Source organism: Bradyrhizobium sp. B039, assembly GCF_038965675.1.
Taxonomy (GTDB): domain Bacteria; phylum Pseudomonadota; class Alphaproteobacteria; order Rhizobiales; family Xanthobacteraceae; genus Bradyrhizobium; species Bradyrhizobium diazoefficiens.
Window position 1 is genome coordinate 7,755,213 of record NZ_CP152416.1, and the last position, 17,786, is coordinate 7,772,998.

Annotated in this window: 15 protein-coding genes and 1 pseudogene; 1 reads left to right on the top strand and 15 read right to left on the bottom strand. The window is 58.7% G+C overall.

Annotated features, from left to right (window positions below):
- Window positions 1-4: 4 nt before the first annotated feature.
- From nifE to nifD, 3 genes are all read right to left on the bottom strand, one after another.
- Complete coding sequence (nifE, locus tag AAFG50_RS36670) at window positions 5-1,648, bottom strand: nitrogenase iron-molybdenum cofactor biosynthesis protein NifE (RefSeq protein ID WP_011084554.1); 1,644 nt, start codon at window positions 1,646-1,648, stop codon at window positions 5-7.
- Between the two features lie 92 nt (window positions 1,649-1,740).
- Window positions 1,741-3,297 (bottom strand): nitrogenase molybdenum-iron protein subunit beta, encoded by a 1,557-nt coding sequence (gene nifK, locus AAFG50_RS36675; protein ID WP_011084553.1) that lies wholly within the window; start codon window positions 3,295-3,297, stop codon window positions 1,741-1,743.
- Window positions 3,298-3,362: 65 nt separating this feature from the next.
- Window positions 3,363-4,865: a nitrogenase molybdenum-iron protein alpha chain gene (gene nifD / locus AAFG50_RS36680; RefSeq protein WP_018648292.1), complete on the bottom strand. Its 1,503-nt coding sequence runs from the start codon at window positions 4,863-4,865 to the stop codon at window positions 3,363-3,365.
- A gap of 598 nt (window positions 4,866-5,463) precedes the next feature.
- Here nifD and AAFG50_RS36685 point away from each other — a divergent pair.
- Window positions 5,464-6,490: pseudogene (locus tag AAFG50_RS36685) on the top strand (IS3 family transposase); the annotation flags it as partial.
- Between the two features lie 186 nt (window positions 6,491-6,676).
- Here the strand turns inward: AAFG50_RS36685 and AAFG50_RS36690 are convergent.
- The 12 genes from AAFG50_RS36690 to AAFG50_RS36745 form a co-directional block, all read right to left on the bottom strand.
- Window positions 6,677-7,741, bottom strand: a complete 1,065-nt coding sequence (locus tag AAFG50_RS36690; protein WP_039183858.1) for an IS630-like element ISRj1 family transposase — start codon at window positions 7,739-7,741, stop codon at window positions 6,677-6,679.
- 143 nt (window positions 7,742-7,884) lie between these two features.
- Window positions 7,885-8,079 (bottom strand): 4Fe-4S binding protein, encoded by a 195-nt coding sequence (locus AAFG50_RS36695; RefSeq protein WP_011084548.1) that lies wholly within the window; start codon window positions 8,077-8,079, stop codon window positions 7,885-7,887.
- 538 nt (window positions 8,080-8,617) lie between these two features.
- Entirely contained in the window at window positions 8,618-9,730 is a 1,113-nt protein-coding gene (gene ald / locus AAFG50_RS36700) for an alanine dehydrogenase (protein WP_011084547.1), read from the bottom strand.
- 384 nt (window positions 9,731-10,114) lie between these two features.
- Window positions 10,115-11,161: a hydrogenase expression/formation protein HypE gene (gene hypE, locus AAFG50_RS36705; RefSeq protein ID WP_026312944.1), complete on the bottom strand. Its 1,047-nt coding sequence runs from the start codon at window positions 11,159-11,161 to the stop codon at window positions 10,115-10,117.
- Window positions 11,158-12,300 carry a hydrogenase formation protein HypD gene (hypD, locus tag AAFG50_RS36710; RefSeq protein ID WP_026312945.1) on the bottom strand — a complete coding sequence of 381 codons (1,143 nt, stop codon included), beginning with the start codon at window positions 12,298-12,300 and terminating at the stop codon, window positions 11,158-11,160. The genes hypE and hypD overlap by 4 nt, the downstream gene beginning before the upstream one ends.
- Entirely contained in the window at window positions 12,297-14,042 is a 1,746-nt protein-coding gene (gene hypC / locus AAFG50_RS36715; protein ID WP_011084544.1) for a HypC/HybG/HupF family hydrogenase formation chaperone, read from the bottom strand. Before hypC ends, hypD begins: the two co-directional genes overlap by 4 nt.
- A 283-nt stretch (window positions 14,043-14,325) precedes the next feature.
- Window positions 14,326-15,455 (bottom strand): IS3-like element ISRj2 family transposase gene (locus AAFG50_RS36720; protein WP_109866565.1). Its coding sequence is split into 2 segments (ribosomal slippage): window positions 14,326-15,203 and window positions 15,203-15,455, totalling 1,131 coding nucleotides; the frame shifts between segments, so codons are not numbered across the junction.
- Between the two features lie 37 nt (window positions 15,456-15,492).
- On the bottom strand, window positions 15,493-15,846 hold the full coding sequence (gene hypB, locus AAFG50_RS36725) for a hydrogenase nickel incorporation protein HypB (protein ID WP_231166591.1): 354 nt from the start codon (window positions 15,844-15,846) through the stop codon (window positions 15,493-15,495).
- On the bottom strand, window positions 15,792-16,094 hold the full coding sequence (locus AAFG50_RS36730; protein ID WP_014497976.1) for a hypothetical protein: 303 nt from the start codon (window positions 16,092-16,094) through the stop codon (window positions 15,792-15,794). The genes hypB and AAFG50_RS36730 overlap by 55 nt, the downstream gene beginning before the upstream one ends.
- A 209-nt stretch (window positions 16,095-16,303) precedes the next feature.
- On the bottom strand, window positions 16,304-16,645 hold the full coding sequence (gene hypA / locus AAFG50_RS36735) for a hydrogenase maturation nickel metallochaperone HypA (RefSeq protein ID WP_011084541.1): 342 nt from the start codon (window positions 16,643-16,645) through the stop codon (window positions 16,304-16,306).
- Window positions 16,638-16,991 (bottom strand): nickel-dependent hydrogenase large subunit, encoded by a 354-nt coding sequence (locus tag AAFG50_RS36740; protein WP_014497978.1) that lies wholly within the window; start codon window positions 16,989-16,991, stop codon window positions 16,638-16,640. The genes hypA and AAFG50_RS36740 overlap by 8 nt, the downstream gene beginning before the upstream one ends.
- Window positions 16,992-17,470: 479 nt before the next feature.
- Complete coding sequence (locus AAFG50_RS36745; RefSeq protein WP_018648280.1) at window positions 17,471-17,734, bottom strand: hypothetical protein; 264 nt, start codon at window positions 17,732-17,734, stop codon at window positions 17,471-17,473.
- Between the last annotated feature and the right edge of the window lie 52 nt (window positions 17,735-17,786).

The following is a 17,786-nucleotide window of genomic DNA, read 5'->3' on the forward strand; positions in this document are numbered from 1 at the left end:
CTCCCTACTCTGCGGCCTGTCGCATATCAGATGGCTCGGACATCAACATATCTTCGATGCGTCCTTGACAGCAGCCACCGGCCGCATTGGTATGCTCTCGGACCGCTGCGACGCTCCTCAAGCCGTGCACGGAGATTGCGTCCTCAATCGTGCCCAGATCAACCCTGTTACACACGCAGATATTCCTCGCGCGGCGCGCTGTTTCGGCGAGGACCGGATCGCCGGCGATCGCGGCCATGGACTGCATCTGCTCCCGCGCTTTGGCCAAAGCCTCCCATGGCGCTGGCCGACGTAGCTGCTCCCACATCGGGCTTGAGAGCGAATTATCGATCTCCTCCACCAGCTTGACTATTCCGGCATAGCCCATATAGGCGTGGCAACGCTCCTGGTTGATATCGACCCATGGCACCGCCGCCTTCAGCGCGACAAATTGCGACTTGCCGCCCGATAGCATGATGTCCGCTTCTGCGTCCTTCAACATCTTGTACATTTCGCGCGCAGTCATGTCGTCGATCATGTGGGCATCCTGCCCCATGAGCTCCTTGATGCGCTCCTTGTCTTCCATGGTCGATTTCTTCACACTGGTTCCGACTAATTCCAGCCCGGCTTCCTGGAGCGCCGAGACGACCGACCATGACTTGACACCGCCGGTCATTAACAAGGCCCTTTTGCCTTCGAGTCGCGGCTTGTACGGCTGGATGGCAGCCCACGCCCGCGCTTCCTCGCGCGCGATCACCGCTTCGGTGCGCCCGAGCAGATCTGCCGGGGCGCCGCGCTCAACCAATAAGCGGGCGATCTGGCGTAGCGATTCGCTTGAATCCTGAATACCGTAGAACGACCCCTCGAAGAATGGGATCCCGTAACGTTGCTCCATCTTGCGTGCCACGTTGATCATGGATTTTGAGCACACCAACATTGCCGCCCGCGCGCGATGAGATGAAGCGACTTCGCGGTATTTGCCATCGCCCGAAATGCAGCAGAGAATTCGCACTCCAAGCTCGTCTAACACTGGCTTCACCTGCCAGAGCTCTCCTGAAAGGTTGTATTCTCCGATCAGATTGATGTCGTACGGCGTGGTGTAGTCCGGTTCTCGCGTGCCGATCACGTAGTCGAGCAAGGCTTCGCCCGCGAGCTTGTTACCGAGGTTTTTCGAACCGGCGAAGCCCGGAGAATTGATCGGGATCACCGGTTTTGAGAATCTTCGCGACGCTGCCTTGCAGACTGCATTGATGTCATCGCCGATCATCGCCGGGATGCAGGTTTGATAGACGAAGATTGCGGGCGGATCGCACTTGTCGATGATCTCCTTGATCGCTTTGCACAGCCGCTTCTCGCCTCCGAATACAATATCGGTTTCGCTCAAATCGGTTGTGAAAGCGGTGCGCCACAAATCCGAGCCGGACGACGCCGCGCCGCGATTGTCCCAGGAATTACCTTCGCACGCGATCGGGCCATGTACCAAGTGAGCGACATCGGTGAACGGCTGCAGCGCAACCTTCGCGCCGTCGAAAGCACAGCCACCCGCAGCGCTACCCGGCTGCAACTGTCTGGTACAGCCGTTCCTGCGTTCCGCCTCAGACTTACTGCCATTCTTGGCGCAGCCCGGCTCGTCGAAGATATCCTGGACCGTGGCCGCCAGTGAACTCATCCTGCTTCCTCTCAGGGCAACAAATTGTAAACTCAACCGTTATGTGCTCGTGCCATCGTCCAGTCCTGGACGATGGCACGTGTAGTTGCTCATCAACGAATGATGTCGAAGCTGTAGTCGGTTTTGCCAAGAATGTTGGTCTTGTTGTCGATCTCGTCGAAGATCTTGTCCAGGATCTTGACCAGCACATTCAGACCGCCCTGATAGCCCCATATGGGGGAGCGGTGATGGTGATGCCGGTCGAAAATCGGAAAGCCGATGCGGATCAGTGGCGTTGCGGTATCACGCTCCAGATACTTCCCATAGGTGTTGCCAATCAGAAAATCGACCGGCTCGGTGAACAAGAGTGAACGCATGTGCCAGAGATCCCGCCCCGGATAGACTTGGCAGCCCTGTCCAAATGGCGAGCTTGCAAGCAGCGCCTGCATTTTCTCCTGCCACGCTTTGTTGCCATTGGTGGACAGCACATGGGTCGGCTCGGCGCCGAGTTCGAGCAGAAACGCAGCCAATCCATAGCAAAGATCCGGATCGCCATAGATCGCGAACTTTTTGCCATGAACATGAGCGCTTGAGTCGGCAATGGCATCAACCAAGCGGCCACGTTCTCGCGCGAGTTGCTCCGGAATCTCCTTGCCGCTGATGCGTGACAGCGCGACGATAAAGTCATCCGTTGCTGATAAGCCTACCGGGTAGTTGAAGGATAGAACGTCCTGGCCATGCTCTGCCGCAAATGACAGCGTTTTTTCCGTGCACCATTGCTGCATGGAGATGGTCGCCTTGGCGTGAATCGCGTTCGCCGCATCCTTCAGCGTCGTACCACCGTCATACATCCGGAATTCGCCGTCTGTCGGAGTGTCGAACACTTCAGAATTGTCGGCGAGAACTGTGTGCTGGATGCCCATCAATTCCAAGATGCGCTTAATCTCGCGAAGGTTCCCGACGGTATATCCATCGAACCCGCCAATGATGTTGATCGCTCCATTCGGTTTGCGCTCCAGCTTCGGCGCTGTTCCGGCCTTGCCGTCCCAAAAATGCTCCAGAATGCCTTTGAGGGCATTGTCGTAGCCGGTGACGTGACTGCCAACGAATGCGGGCGTGTGGGCGAACGGCACGTCGAAGTCTGCCGGAACCGAGCCCTTTTCTTTCGACGTCTTGATGAAGGCGTTCAGGTCATCGCCGATCACTTCGGCCATGCAGGTTGTGGAAACCGCAATCATCTTGGGCTTGTACATCTTGTAGCTGTTCGCGAGCCCGTCGGTCATGTTGTTCAGACCGCCGAATACGGCAGCATCTTCCGTCATTGACGAAGAGACACAGGAGCTAGGCTCCTTGAAGTGCCGCGACAAATGACTGCGGTAATAGGCCACACAGCCTTGGCTGCCGTGGACGAAGGGCAGCGTGCGCTCAAAGCCGACAGAGGCGAATACGGCGCCAAGCGGCTGACACGCCTTCGCCGGATTTACCGCCAGCGCCTCCCGCGCGAAGTTTTTTTCGCGATATTCGGCCGTTTTGGTCCATTCCTTGATACGTTCGACCTCGGCAGGATCGCGCGGATTCTCGAATATCTTCTTCTTCGCCAGCATTTGCTGGTATTCTGGACCGCGGAACAGTTCGACATGATCGAGCACGTGTTCGGCACTCTGCGGCATCGGTGAAATCCTTCACTATCAGATTGGAATCGCCCGGGCTTTCCCGGAGAGCGAGACGAGTTGCGTTATTCTGCAGCTTGGAGCTTGGCGCTCGGCGCTTCCTTCCAGGGAGCTTTCGTTCTTTTCCAAATTGGCGAGTTGACGGCCATGTCCATGTCGCGCGCGAAGATCGCAAAGCCGTCATAACCGTGATATGGACCCGAATAGTCCCACGAATGCATCTGCCGGAACGGCACACTCATCTTTTGGAAAACGTACTTTTCCTTGATGCCTGAGCCGACAAGATCAGGCTGGAGTTTTTCGACGAAGCGCTCGAACTCATAGCCATTGACGTCATCATAGATGAGGGTGCTGTCTTTCACGTAGTGCTGAGCTGTGCGCTGATAGTCGTCGTTGTGACCGAACTCGTAGCCAGTGCCAATGACGTCCATCCCGAGGTCCTCGTACGCGCCAATCACATGACGCGGACGAAGGCCGCCGACGTACAGCATCACCGTCTTGCCCTCGAGGCGCGGGCGATATTTTGCAATCACGGCGTCCACCAGCGGCTGATACTTCTCGATCACTCGCTCGGCGCCTTCCTTGATCTCGTCGTCAAAATAACCCGCAATCCTGCGCAGTGAGTCCGCGATCTTTGAAGGTCCGAAGAAGTTGTACTCGCACCAAGGGATGCCGAACTTCTCTTCCATGTGGCGTGAGATATAGTTCATGGAACGGTAGCAATGCAGAATGTTGAGCTTTGCCTTCGGCGTTGCTTCGAGCTCGGCCAGTGAACCGTCGCCGGACCACTGCGCGATTACCCGTAGTCCCATCTCTTCAAGCAGAATTCGCGACGACCAAGCATCGCCGCCGATATTGTAGTCTCCGATGATCGCAACATCGTATGGTGTCGGCTCGAACTTTGGTTTGCCCTCGGCCTCGATATGCCCGAAAATCCAATCGCGTACCGCATCGTTTGCAATGTGATGGCCTAGTGACTGCGACACACCCCGAAAGCCCTCACAACGGACCGGCACGATGGTCTTGCCTCCATATTCTTTGGATTTCGCCCTTGACACCGCCTCGATATCGTCACCGATCAACCCTACCGGGCACTCTGATTGTATCGTAATGCCGTTGTTGAGTGGAAACAGCTCTTGGATTTCATCAAGGATTTTGTCCAGTTTCTTGTCGCCGCCAAATACGATATCCTTTTCCTGGAAGTCGGAGGTGAACTGCAGAGTCACGAAGCTATCGATGCCCGTGGTGCCAACGTAATAGTTGCGCCGCGAGCCCCATGAATATTGGCCGCAGCCAACCGGGCCATGGCTGATATGAACCATGTCCTTGATTGGTCCCCAGACCACCCCCTTCGACCCTGCATAGGCGCACCCTCTTATCGTCATCACGCCGGGTATGGATTTGATGTTGGACTTCACCCCGCAGTCCGACTTACCTGCTTGGTGCACGTTGAGGTGCTTGGCACGCCTTTTCGCGGTTTTCTCCGGATAGACCTTCAGCACCTCCTCGATCAGCTCTTTGTTGCGAGCCCTGATTTCTGCGACGCTGTTGGTCGTGGCGAGACTCATCTGGTGTCCTTTAAAAGGTTAGCTGTTGGGAGGGCGGCTTCTTGATCCAAGACTTTGCAACCGGCATGCCAGGGTCTCATGAGCACTAAAACTAGAACAACAACAGTTTCTTAGCGCGACTTGTACGGTGACGGGCTGTTGTTGCGAATCCGACATCTCGCCTTTGCGAGGGACTCTTGGTTTGGCGGTGTTCGAAATGGAACAAGGCGGCCGCGCGTGAAATTCACGGCGGAGTTTTTGAGTTTATGCGCGACAGCAACGCTCTGCGGTGTAAGGCGGAAGCAGGCCGCAAGTCTGGCTTCCAATCCTTCATACTTATTGAAACCTACAGGTGCTCACCTGCGATGTAATGACGTGCGCGATCTCGCGCTCTAGATCTCAAGGCGAGCTACCTCGACGCCACGTGAACTTCTTAGGCTCGTTAGATCACACGAGCATCGTCGCGCCTTGATAAGGGGCACGCACGATCACATCGATGTCTTCGCGTGCGTTGTACATGCCGAGGGACACAGAGCTGGCCCCGCAAATTCGGACAGTAGCTTGAGTGGATTTTCTGCCTGACAGCGGCGAGGATTCTTGCTGCGAATCAGGAGCGAAGATGACGAAGAAGAGCCGCCGGACGCATTCTCCGGCATTCAAGGCGAAGGTTGCTTTGGCTGCGGTCAAAGGCGGCAAGACACTGGCGGAGCTGGCGCAACTGTTTGATGTTCATCCGAACCAGATCACGATCTGGAAAAACCAGCTCCTGGAAGGCGCCGCCGGCGTGTTTGGGCATGACAAGACATCGGCCGAGACGCCGGTCGATTTGAAGGCGTTACATGCCAAGATCGGCGAGCTGGCGTTGGAAAACGATTTTTTGTCCGGCGCGCTCACCAAGGCGGGCCTGCTGAGCGCAAAGCGATGATCGACCGCGGTCATGATCTTTCTATCGTGCGCCAGGCGAAGGTCCTGAAGCTGGCTCGCAGCACGGTCTACTATGAACCTCGGCCAGTTTCGGCCGAGGACCTTGCCTTGATGCGTCGGCTCGATGAGCTGCATCTCGATTATCCCTTCGCGGGAGCGCGTATGCTGCGATCGTTGCTGCGGCGGGAGGGCGTATACGCCGGTCGCCGCCACATCGCGACGCTGATGAAGCGCATGGGGATCGAGGCGGTCTATCGTCGCCCGAACACGAGCAAGCCGGCTCCGGGTCACAAGATCTACCCGTACCTGTTGCGCGGATTGAAGATCGAGCGGCCCGACCATGCGTGGGCAATGGACATCACCTACATTCCGATGCGGCGTGGCTTCGTCTATCTCGCGGCGGTCGTCGATGTGTTCAGCCGACGGGTCCTGGCCCATCGCGTCTCGATCACAATGGAGGCGGCCTTCTGCGTCGAAGCGGTCCAGGAGGCGTTGGCGAAGCACGGCAGGCCCGCGATTTTCAACACGGATCAGGGCAGCCAGTTCACCAGCCTCGAGTTCACCGATGTGCTGCTGGACGCGAAGATCGCCATCAGCATTGCGTTGTGGCTAGGGGACGCGCCCGACGACTAGGCGCGTTGGACGGCAAGGGCGCCTGGCGCGACAACGTGTTTGTCGAGCGGCTCTGGCGCACGGTCAAATACGAAGAAGTTTATCTCCGCAATGGCCGCATGACCGTCGCCGACGATTTTGTCGTCGCTCTGGTCGGGCTACGCCCTCCCGACGCAACGACAAAATCGTAAAGCCCCGCGTTCAGCATAACCCGGCAGGAATCCACTTAAATCCAGCGGGGCGCTGTCCAAACAACCGGGGCCAGCTCTCTTCGAACACGGGGCTAGTCCCCGGAATCAGAGCTGAGTGATACGGCGGCCTTTGAAACGGCGTTGACGGACCTTTTTCTTGGTCCAGACGAAGGGCTCGGCTCTGTCGTTGTATGCGTTGACGTAGGTATCGATGTGTTCCTGAAGCTGCTTGAGGCTCGTGAAGGAGGTGCCGCTGAGCGACTGCCCCTGCAAGATGGAAAACCATACTTCGACCTGATTGAGCCATGACGCACTTGTCGGCGTGAAATGAAATTGCACGTTGGGGTGGGCCTTGAGCCAGTCCTCGTTCTTTTTATGGGTGTTGAGGTTGTCGAGGATGACGTGAAGCTTGCGGTTCGGAAAAGTCGCGGTGACGCTGTTCATGAAATCGAGAAACTCGACGCGGCGCCGGCGTTTTGAATGGGTCGCGATGATCTTTCCGGTGGCGACTTCGAGCGCCGCAAACAATGTTGTGGTGCCATGCCGCTTGTAATCGTGGCTTTGGCCGGTTAAGGCGCGGCCATTGGGCAACTTCAGATAACCCTGCGCTCGCTCCAAAGCCTGGATCGAGGGCTTCTCGTCCACGCACAGCACAATGGCCTTCGCCGGCGGCGCGACATAGAGGCCGACAACATCGGCGGCTTTGGCCGTAAAGTTCGGGTCGTTGCTCTCGCACCAGGACTTGCGAGCCACCAGGTCAATCTTGTGGCTGCGCAGGAACCGCCAGACATATTGGACATCGACATCGCCCAGCGCCTCGGCCAGCAGGGGGCCGGTCCAGCGCGCAAACCCTTGCGGTGGCGGCTTATCCAGCAGCTTCAGAATCCGCTTGTCGGTCGTCTTCGTATAGATCGGCTGCTTGCCAGGCCGCGGCTTGTCTTGCAGCCCTTCAAGGCCATGGTCGGCATAGCGATGCCGCCAAAGGCTGACAATCCGCGGCTGGACCCCAACTTCCTTGGCGATCGACCGGGTGCTGCGCCCATCCGCCGCCAACAGAACTATCCGCGCCCGCTTCAAATCGCGCTGCAACGTCACCGGTGAGCGACAGCACGCCTCAAGCACCTTGCGATCTTTCCTCGAAAGGTGGACTTCTCTTGCTTCGGGTATCATCCCGACCTTGAATCACGACTCACGTTCCAAGAAAAGTGGGTACTAGCGAGCGAGGAAAACGGGAGACGGGTCGCAAAGGCGGCTGTTTTGGATATTATCTTCATCATGCTTCGTGCAGGAGCCCCTCTCATCGGCTGCCGCTCCTATGCGGGCACGCAAGTATCTGGCACGGGGCAAACCACGGCGCACTTTGGCGCGTCAGAATGCCCCTCACATTGGGTACACTGGGACGGATTGATCACATAGATGTCGTTCTTCAGGCTAATCGCGGCATTGGGACACTCGAACTCGCACGCACCGCAGACCGTGCATTGGGATGCGATTATCTTGTAGGCCATCAGTGCTATTCCATAAGCAAAAGGTGCGGAACAGTTTCTTGCTATCAAGTCTTGTGCCAGACATCTTGAGCTTGATTCATCTGAAGAAATTTCGATAACGCAGGTCGCCGACCCGATACGGTGTCGCAAATCCTACAACGAACATGACAATCTGATCTCGATCCTGTGGTTTGCGCATGATCGGTGTCACGGCCGTCAGCGATCAGGTAAACCACCTTCTCCAGCATTAGGGAACGATCCGAGATCCTTAAGGCCGCCTGCCGCGGCTATGATCGATGTGTCGCGACATCATGGAGCTGTCCGGGCAAGTATCAGGTCGCCCGCGGCGCATCTTGTCGGCTTCACTCAATGGGACCGGAAGGTACATCGTCTCCCTATCCTGGCGGCGGTTGAGGCAGGCGTTCGTCCGGTGATCCTCTGCTTCGTTCCGCACTCCTAATCAATACTGGCGGAGGTCAGTTGATTAATAGCCGAAAAAAAGAGCCACCCCGAAGGGTGGCCTTAGTCAGGGAGGAAACGCCCATGAGGGCCTCTGGGATCAGGCCGCAGCCTGTTCGATCGGGGAGAAGGGCAGCCCGAGGCTCTCGGCCACCGCCTTGTATGTTAGCCGGCCCCGATGGACGTTGAGGCCTGCGCGCAGATGTGGATTCTCGAGTACGGCGGAAAAACCCTTGTTGGCCAGAGCCAAACCAAACGGCAGGGTCGCGTTATTCAGTGCCTGGCTCGAGGTTAGCGGCACGGCACCCGGCATATTGGCCACACAATAATGAATGATGCCATCTACTTCGTATGTTGGATCAGCGTGAGTGGTTGGGCGCGATGTCTCAAAGCAGCCGCCCTGATCGATAGCGACGTCCACGAGTACGGCTCTCTTGCGCATTGAGCTCAGCATGCTCCGGCGGACCAGCTTCGGAGCGCTTGCCCCTGGGACGAGCACCGCACCAATCACCACGTCCGCCGCAAATACCTCTTCCTCCACGGATTCGATGGTCGAAAACCTAGTGCGAACCCGTCCTTCGAATAGCTCGTCCAGCTCACGGAGCCGGATGATCGAACGATCGATGATGGTCACCTCTGCGCCCAGACCAGCCGCCATGCGCGCGGCGTGCGTACCGACGACCCCACCTCCAATCACCACGATTCGGGCAGGCTGAACCCCGGGCACCCCACCGATCAGCAGCCCTCGCCCCCCTGTACTCCGCTTTAGAGCGCTACCCGCCGCTTCGATCGAAAGCCTGCCCGCGACCTCGCTCATCGGCGCCAGCAGTGGAAGACCACCATGAGCATCAGTTACGGTCTCATAGGCGATTGCAATGCATCCAGATTTCAAGAGGCCGGCAGCCTGTTCCGGGTCCGGGGCCAAGTGCAAATAGGTGAACAGGATTTGATCCTCACGCAGCTGGGACCATTCGGCCGGCTGAGGCTCCTTGACCTTTACGATCATCTCGCTCGATGCGAATACCTCAGCTGCCGAAGTTAAGATCGTTGCGCCGGCATTGCGATAATCGCCATCGGTTGCACCAATGCCAGCGCCGGCATTGGTCTCGATCATCACGCGGTGGCCCGCTGCCACGTATTCACGGGCAGCTCCTGGGGTAAGGCCCACGCGATATTCGTGCGCCTTGATTTCCTTTGGAACTCCGACCTTCATTTGAATACTCCCTGCCTGACGCGCCTTCTTATCGGAAGCGCGCAGCGATATCGCGACGCAGCCGGGCAAAATGGCGCAGGAATTCAGCGATATTTGCGAGGCTTCGCAGGATTTCAAACCCAGGGGTGCTGGGTAGATCGTGTGATCCTGTTCGCTGAACTTAGCCGTCGAAAACTGCGCGATGCCGGTGAATCGTTCCGAATTGCAGTCGCGGCCCGCAGAAAAGCCAACAACCGAAATCCAGCCTCGCCGAACTCCTCAAGCAGCAAAGACGGCAATTTGCCAATTAGGTAGGATTGCCTATCAAGCGAAACGCTTGTTGAGCTGAGGGCTAATGGCGTTGTCAGTAAATGGCGGCCAAGAAATGGACGTTGCGCAGCCTGTTCAACAGATCCGAGGCAATTGTTCCCCCCACAGCCAGTCGACGATTCGCCGGCCGCCGAAATCGGTCGTCATCTGCACAAATTTGTGATCGTCAGCCTCCGCCTCACCGATATCGGCCGCATTGGACCCGAGGGGGTGCGCCTTCATGGCTGCGAGAACGGCATCGGCAGAATCCGGCGCCACGATCGCGACGAGCTTGCCTTCGTTGGCAACATGGATCGGTTCGAGTCCAAGCAGTTCGCAGGTAGCCGCAACCGCAGGCTTCACCGGAATCATCGATTCCTGCAGATGGAAGCCGAGCTCTGATTGAAGCGCGATCTCATTGAGAGCCGCAGCGAGCCCGCCGCGCTTAGGGTCGCGCATCACCCGGATGCCGCCACCGCCAGCGGCAACCATGGCCGCAGCGAGACTATGCAACGCTGCTGAGTCGGAGACGATTTCGGTTTGAAATGCAACGTTCTGACGCTTTGACATGATCGCCACCCCATGATCACCGAGGCTACCGGACAGCAGCACACGGTCCCCGACCTTTGCCTTGTCAGCGGAAAGATCGAGCCCATCGGCCACCAGCCCGATCCCGGTCATAGAGATGAACAGACCGTCCGCCTTGCCACGCTCGACCACCTTGGTATCCCCGGCAATGATATAGACGCCGGCGGCACATGCCGCCGCGCCCATCGACTCCGCGATCGTCTTGAGATCCGAAAACCGGAAACCCTCCTCGATGATAAAGCTGGCCGACAAATAGAGAGGACGCGCACCGGACATCGCGATGTCATTAATCGTGCCGCGCACAGCCAATGACCCGATGTTGCCGCCAGGAAAGAACAGTGGCGAAATCACATAGCCATCAGTCGTCATCACCATCCTGCCTGCGGTAACATCGAACGCCGACTGATCATTGGAGCCGGCGAGCCATTCATTACCGAAGGCCTGATGAAAGAGGCCGGAGATTAGCTGTGCCATGGCACGGCCTCCGGCCCCGTGGGAAAGTTCAACGCGTCCGTTCTCCACATCGAGCTTGCGTTGATAGGCTTTCACGCTCATGACGTCTGCCTCGCCTGCTCATCGCGAACTCGGCGATAGGTCCAATACGCCGCACAAGCTCCTTCTGATGACACCATGCAGGCTCCTATGGGCGTTTCCGGCGTGCAGATATTGCCAAACAACTTGCAATCGATCGGCCGTTTGGCGCCACGCAGGATCGCGCAGCATTCGCAGGCCGGATTGTCTGCGACACGCAGGTCATGGATCGCAAAGCGCGTCTCGGCGTCGAATTTTGCATATGATTGCTTCAGCTTCAGTCCGCTGTTGGGTACCAGTCCAAGCCCGCGCCATTCAAACTGCTCACGCAGCTCGAAGACCTGCGAGACCTCCTCCTTGGCGCGCCGGTTGCCTTCGCGTGTCACTGCACGGCTGTATTGGTTTTCCACCTCGTGGCGGTTTTGGTTCACTTGCCGCACCAGCATCAGGACAGCCTGCAGCACGTCGAGGGGTTCAAATCCGGCGACCACGATCGGCTTCTCGAATTGTTCCGCCATGGGCTCGTAAGGCTGCGTACCGACAATGGTGCTGACATGTGCAGGCCCGATGAAGCCGTCAATGGGGACCCCGCCCGTGTTGCGGATCTTCGGGTTCTCGAGAATGCGGTGCATCGCAGAGGGCGTAAGAACGTGATTGCAGAACACGCTAAGGCCCTCGAGCCGCTTGTGCTCGGCAATCCTGATCATGACCGCCGTCGGGGGCGTCGTGGTCTCAAATCCGATGGCAAAGAAGACCACTTCGCGGCCCGGCGTCTGTTCGGCGAGCCGGATAGCGTCGAGGGTCGAGTAGACCATCCGAATGTGGGCACCCAGCGCTTTGGCAAGCAACAGGGACTGCCCTTGCGACCCAGGCGCGCGCATCAGGTCGCCGTAGACGCACAGAATGACCTCTGGCCGCTCGGCGAGCCGGATCGCCATGTCGATACGGCTCGCCGGCAGAACGCAGACGGGACAACCGGGCCCGTGGATCATCCGAACGTTCGCGGGCAGCAGATCCTCAAGACCGTAGCGGGAGATTGCATGAGTGTGTCCACCGCAAAATTCCACGAACCGGTAGGCTCGTTGTGAACTGACCTCAGCGTCAATTGCTCGCGCAAGTTCCTGCGCGATAGTCTTGTCGCGAAATTCGCTGGAATATTTCACGATCGGCATTCCTTCGCAGCGCCTAGCTCCTGCAGGAGCTCTAGCGTGCGCTTGGCTTCCGCCGGATCGATCTTAGCGAGCGCATAGCCGACATGGACCAGGACGAAATCGCCGACGTCGAGCTCGTCGAGGAGGGCAATCGATATCTCCAGGTTGACGCCATCGATGAACACGAGGGCCATTTCGTTGGGAAGAATTTTCGCGATCTTTGCCGGAACCGAAAGACACATATCAGGCAGCTCCTGCCCGGCGGGCGGCTGTTGAGCAATCTTTAGAGCCGCAATCCAGGCCTGGCCGAGGCTCAAACCGCCGTCATTGGGCGGCAGCCGTCGCGGTACCAGGGGGGTAAGACCGGCATCGCTGCACCCCCGCGGGATTTTGTCCGCCAGCACCGCGTTCAGGAAGCAGCCGCCGCTCAGAACCACGGTATTGATGCCGGTTGTCCGCGCAGAGCGTGTGACCCAGTCAACGCAGGCAGCGGCTAACGTGCCATGAAACAGCCCGGCTCCTCCGGCAGCGTCAATGTCATCAGCAATCAAACGTGAAAATAGCGGACCAAGGGACAGCACGCCGCCCTCGATCGTCCAGCCGGCTTCCAGAATCGTAGTACCCCGCACCAGCGCTTCGAGCTTCAACGCTGCTTCGCCGTCATAGCTCTGCAGATTCGCAATACCTAGCAGCGCCGCTGCCGCGTCGAACAACCGTCCCGCACTGGTCGTGGTGGTCCCGCCCGGCTGATCGAGCAAGTCCGACAGACAGCCGGCTTGCCGCTGCGCGGCAAAGCGCTGCCCGATTTCGTTACCCCGGCCGAGCCCGTGTAATACTGCGCTGGCCATGCGCCACGGCTCGCGGGCTGCACGATCTCCACCCGGTATCTGCAGGGGCGCTAAGTGCCCGATGCGCTGGGACGACGTCTCTTCGCACAACAATAATTCGCCACCCCAGTTACCGCCGTCGGAGCCAAAGCCATGGCCATCGAGCACCAGGGCAAGCGCAGGTCCCGCATGGCCGTGCTCAGCGATTACTGCGGCAGCGTGTGCATGGTGATGCTGAACCGCGACTAGCGCGCGAGCATTTGCTTCCGCAAACCGGGTAGAAGCCATATCGGGATGCAAATCATGGGCGACGGCGACAGGCTCCACGCCGAGGCTCGATGTGAGGTGCCGGATCGTCTTCTCGAACGCACGGATGCTTTCGGCCGTATTTAGATCGCCAATATGCTGAGAGACGAACGCTTGGTCGTCCCGCGTGATGGTGACGGTCGACTTCAGTATCCCGCCGACGGCGAGCACGGGCGGGACAGACCTTGCAAGCCGAATTGGCTCGGGAACATAGCCGCGAGCACGACGGATGAATTGGTCCCGGCCAGCGGCCACCGAAACCACGGAATCATCAGCGCACGCCAAGATATCGCGATCATGGGTCACGACCAGGTCGGCGACCCCCTTGAGCTGTCTCAACGCCTCCACGTTATCGATCAGCAGGGGTTCGCCGTAGAGATTTGCACTGGTGACAACGATGACCGGGCCAGCCTCTCCACGCTGCGGCAACGCGGCAATAAACTCAGACGTACGGTGCCCCTCGACCTCGATGAGAACGCCCTCGGGACCATTGATGACAAATCCCGCCAATCCGTACCGCATGGCTAGTCCATAGACGTAGGGACGAAAGCCAACCCCTTGCACTGCTCCACTCACGCGCACGCGCAGTCGCTTTCGATCGCAGGTGGCTGCGGCGCTCATCGCCTTGCGTCCTCTAAGGCGCGCCTCTGACGGCGCGCCTGCCTGTTGATCCAGGCGTAGAGCGCGCCAAAGCCCTCGCCAGTACGAGCCGAAACGACAAGCACGTCAATCTTTGGGTTGACCCGTCTGGCATACTCAGAGCTGGCCCCGGTTGTTTGGACAGCGCCCCGCTGGATTTAAGTGGATTCCTGCCGGGTTATGCTGAACGCGGGGCTTTACGATTTTGTCGTTGCGTCGGGAGGGCGTAGCCCGACCAGAGCGACGACAAAATCGTCGGCGACGGTCATGCGGCCATCACCATAGCTTGCGTGCCGAAGTAAGCCTCGTCGGGCGTGCGCCCGTCAAGGCTCGAGTGAGGGCGTCCCTGATTGTAGAAGGCCAGATACTTGGCAATTGACGCTCGCGCCTCGGACACGCTGTCGTAGGCGCGGAGATAAACTTCTTCGTATTTGACCGTGCGCCAGAGCCGCTCGACAAACACGTTGTCGCGCCAGGCGCCCTTGCCATCCATGCTGATGGCGATCTTCGCGTCCAGCAGCACATCGGTGAACTCGAGGCTGGTGAACTGGCTGCCCTGGTCCGTGTTGAAAATCGCGGGCCTGCCGTGCTTCGCCAACGCCTCCTGGACCGCTTCGACGCAGAAGGCCGCCTCCATTGTGATCGAGACGCGATGGGCCAGGACCCGTCGGCTGAACACATCGACGACCGCCGCGAGATAGACGAAGCCACGCCGCATCGGAATGTAGGTGATGTCCATTGCCCACGCATGGTCGGGCCGCTCGATCTTCAATCCGCGCAACAGGTACGGGTAGATCTTGTGACCCGGAGCCGGCTTGCTCGTGTTCGGGCGACGATAGACCGCCTCGATCCCCATGCGCTTCATCAGCGTCGCGATGTGGCGGCGACCGGCGTATACCCCCTCCCGCCGCAGCAACGATCGCAGCATACGCGCTCCCGCGAAGGGATAATCGAGATGCAGCTCATCGAGCCGACGCATCAAGGCAAGGTCCTCGGCCGAAACTGGCCGAGGTTCATAGTAGACCGTGCTGCGAGCCAGCTTCAGGACCTTCGCCTGGCGCACGATAGAAAGATCATGACCGCGGTCGATCATCGCTTTGCGCTCAGCAGGCCCGCCTTGGTGAGCGCGCCGGACAAAAAATCGTTTTCCAACGCCAGCTCGCCGATCTTGGCATGCAACGCCTTCAAATCGACCGGCGTCTCGGCCGATGTCTTGTCATGCCCAAACACGCCGGCGGCGCCTTCCAGGAGCTGGTTTTTCCAGATCGTGATCTGGTTCGGATGAACATCAAACAGTTGCGCCAGCTCCGCCAGTGTCTTGTCTCCTTTGACCGCAGCCAAAGCAACCTTCGCCTTGAATGCCGGAGAATGCGTCCGGCGGCTCTTCTTCGTCATCTTCGCTCCTGATTCGCAGCAAGAATCCTCGCCGCTGTCAGGCAGAAAATCCACTCAAGCTACTGTCCGAATTTGCGGGGCCAGCTCTCTCGATGGTCTTTTCCAAATCGAATTCAAGCAGCGGCGCCAGATCGATCTTGTTGATCACCACGAGGGATGAAGCAGCAAACATATCAGGACATTTGAGGGGCTTGTCTTCACCTTCCGTAATCGAGAACACCACGATCTTGCAGGCCTCGCCAAGATCGAAGGCAGCGGGACAGATCAGATTACCGACGTTCTCGATGAAGAGAATGCCGCCTGAAAGCAGGGGCAAGCGGCGATAAGCTCCGCCGATCATTGCAGCATCGAGATGACAATTCTTGCCGGTATTGATTTGAACGGCTGGCACGCCGACAGCCTGAATACGTTCAGCGTCGTTCGAGGTCTGCTGGTCGCTTCGATGACACCGACCGGGCGGCTGCGCTTGAGCTCGGACGCGGCACGGACCAGCAGCGTCGTTTTACCTGCACCGGGACTGGATAAAAGATTAAACACGAGAACGTCATCGGCAAGGAAGAGGGCCCGGTTGACCGCCGCAATCCCATTATTCTTGCCCAGGATATCGCGCTCGATCTCGATGACCTGCTTTCCGCTCATGCCCCCGACCCTTGAATCAGCCGAGCCGGCGCCGCCGCTCGGAAGCGGCTGTATGCCATGTGCCTGATGGTGGGCCGGCCGGCGAAGAGGAGAATGGCCATCGCAAGAGTCCCGCACATGGTCATTGTATCGCTCGTGGCTCTTCGCATCATTTGACCTCGAGTGTTTGGTCGTCGGTGTACCTTCCGTGCAGCCGCAAACGGTACACATCAATCGATCTCCAGCGCTTTCACGCGCATCTGTTCGCCCGCGGTTACCTGCAACTGATAACTGCCGCAGCAAGGACAGCAATCACCCCGGCGTGCAATTTCAACGCTCTTCGAACAGCTCATGCACCAGGCAACGCCCGGTAGTTCAACGATATTAAGCGCGGCGCCTTCGGCAACGGTCCGCATTGCAGCGACAGCAAAGCAGAACCTGATCGCTTCAGGCGCGGCATGACTCAGCGTTCCCAATTCCAAACAGACGCTCCGCACCCGCGAAGAGGATCGCTCCCGTACCTTCTCCTCGACGATCTGAATGATCCCCATGCAAATGGCCATTTCATGCATCGTGAAATTCACGAAAATTGAGAGTGAACCCGACGCACGGATCCAGCGACGCAATCACCGCGTGGACTGCATCACAGCGCCGCGGAGCTGTCAGCACGGCGCCCTGCAGGTTCCGTACAAGCGGTCCGCGCTTATGGAAATTCCACTCCGTCGGCGCCAGGAATTCGAAGCGAGATATCCGGCCGTGAGCGTCAAGCTCAACAGCGTGGTAGAGACGTCCCCTGGCGCATTCGACCGCGGCCGCTGCACGACCGGGCCCAAGCTTATATCTTTCGATAATCCCATGCTCTGCGGTATCCGGCTGAGCGCCGGCCTCAAGCCAGGCACATAGCCCGGACGATTTCAACTATTCTGGCCATCAGCCGCTCGGCCGCACCGAAGGGTCTCAGCAAGAACCGATCCCGGGTCATTGGCGCGCCCAAGGACCCGTCTCAGGCACATGTCCTTCCAGATCCGGACAATCGCAAAACGTCGAATCATCCCCGAGCAATCGCTTCGCGATGTTGAAGTCGTCAGCAGCGGACAGGAACGAGTATGCTGCCGGAGCCGACTTCAAGCCGGCCTCATGAAGCGCCGCGACGCGAAGCGACAGTGGGCTGCCGGACCTGAGCGCGCGTCCCTCATTCGGTACGCCCAGCGCGGCCAGCGCCGCCGCGATCCGCGCTGTTGCTTCCCGTTGAGGGGGGCACGAGGCTCGCTGGGCGGAGCGAACAAGCGCTGACAATTCCGACATCAGGGAGCGGATTGCTGCCGCACTGGCGACCTCTAGCGTGAGATGTCCGGCAAATAGGCCCCGTGCCAAATCCATGATGCGCTCGGTAACGATCAGCGCAATACGATGCTGTTTTTTTTTGCGAGGGTGATCACTTCGTCGCGCGCCGTTTCGATCGCGGTCAACAGTGCGGTTTGCTGCGCAGCGGCACATAACGCGAAGAGCCGCGGCACTGCGTTGAGCAGTGACGAGGCCTGCTTTCCGGCGAATATCCGACCCAGCGGCGGCCGGACTCGCGGCTGGATCTCGACCGAGGCGACTACGTCGGCAGCTAGCAATACGCGGACATGGATTTTGTTGCTTGCAGTGAGGTTCATGCGCAATGCTGCCCCCTCCCCCCGCGCAAGCTATGATCCATCCGAAGGCGCC

Coding starts and splice junctions, on each gene's coding strand:
- nifE (WP_011084554.1), bottom strand. CDS start 1,648: ATGAGTTCACTGGCGGCCACGGTCCAGGATATCTTCGACGAGCCGGGC.
- nifK (WP_011084553.1), bottom strand. CDS start 3,297: ATGCCGCAGAGTGCCGAACACGTGCTCGATCATGTCGAACTGTTCCGC.
- nifD (WP_018648292.1), bottom strand. CDS start 4,865: ATGAGTCTCGCCACGACCAACAGCGTCGCAGAAATCAGGGCTCGCAAC.
- AAFG50_RS36690 (WP_039183858.1), bottom strand. CDS start 7,741: ATGATACCCGAAGCAAGAGAAGTCCACCTTTCGAGGAAAGATCGCAAG.
- AAFG50_RS36695 (WP_011084548.1), bottom strand. CDS start 8,079: ATGGCCTACAAGATAATCGCATCCCAATGCACGGTCTGCGGTGCGTGC.
- ald (WP_011084547.1), bottom strand. CDS start 9,730: ATGAAGGTCGGAGTTCCAAAGGAAATCAAGGCGCACGAATATCGCGTG.
- hypE (WP_026312944.1), bottom strand. CDS start 11,161: ATGAGCGTGAAAGCCTATCAACGCAAGCTCGATGTGGAGAACGGACGC.
- hypC (WP_011084544.1), bottom strand. CDS start 14,042: ATGAGCGCCGCAGCCACCTGCGATCGAAAGCGACTGCGCGTGCGCGTG.
- AAFG50_RS36730 (WP_014497976.1), bottom strand. CDS start 16,094: ATGAGCGGAAAGCAGGTCATCGAGATCGAGCGCGATATCCTGGGCAAG.
- hypA (WP_011084541.1), bottom strand. CDS start 16,645: ATGCATGAAATGGCCATTTGCATGGGGATCATTCAGATCGTCGAGGAG.
- AAFG50_RS36745 (WP_018648280.1), bottom strand. CDS start 17,734: ATGAACCTCACTGCAAGCAACAAAATCCATGTCCGCGTATTGCTAGCT.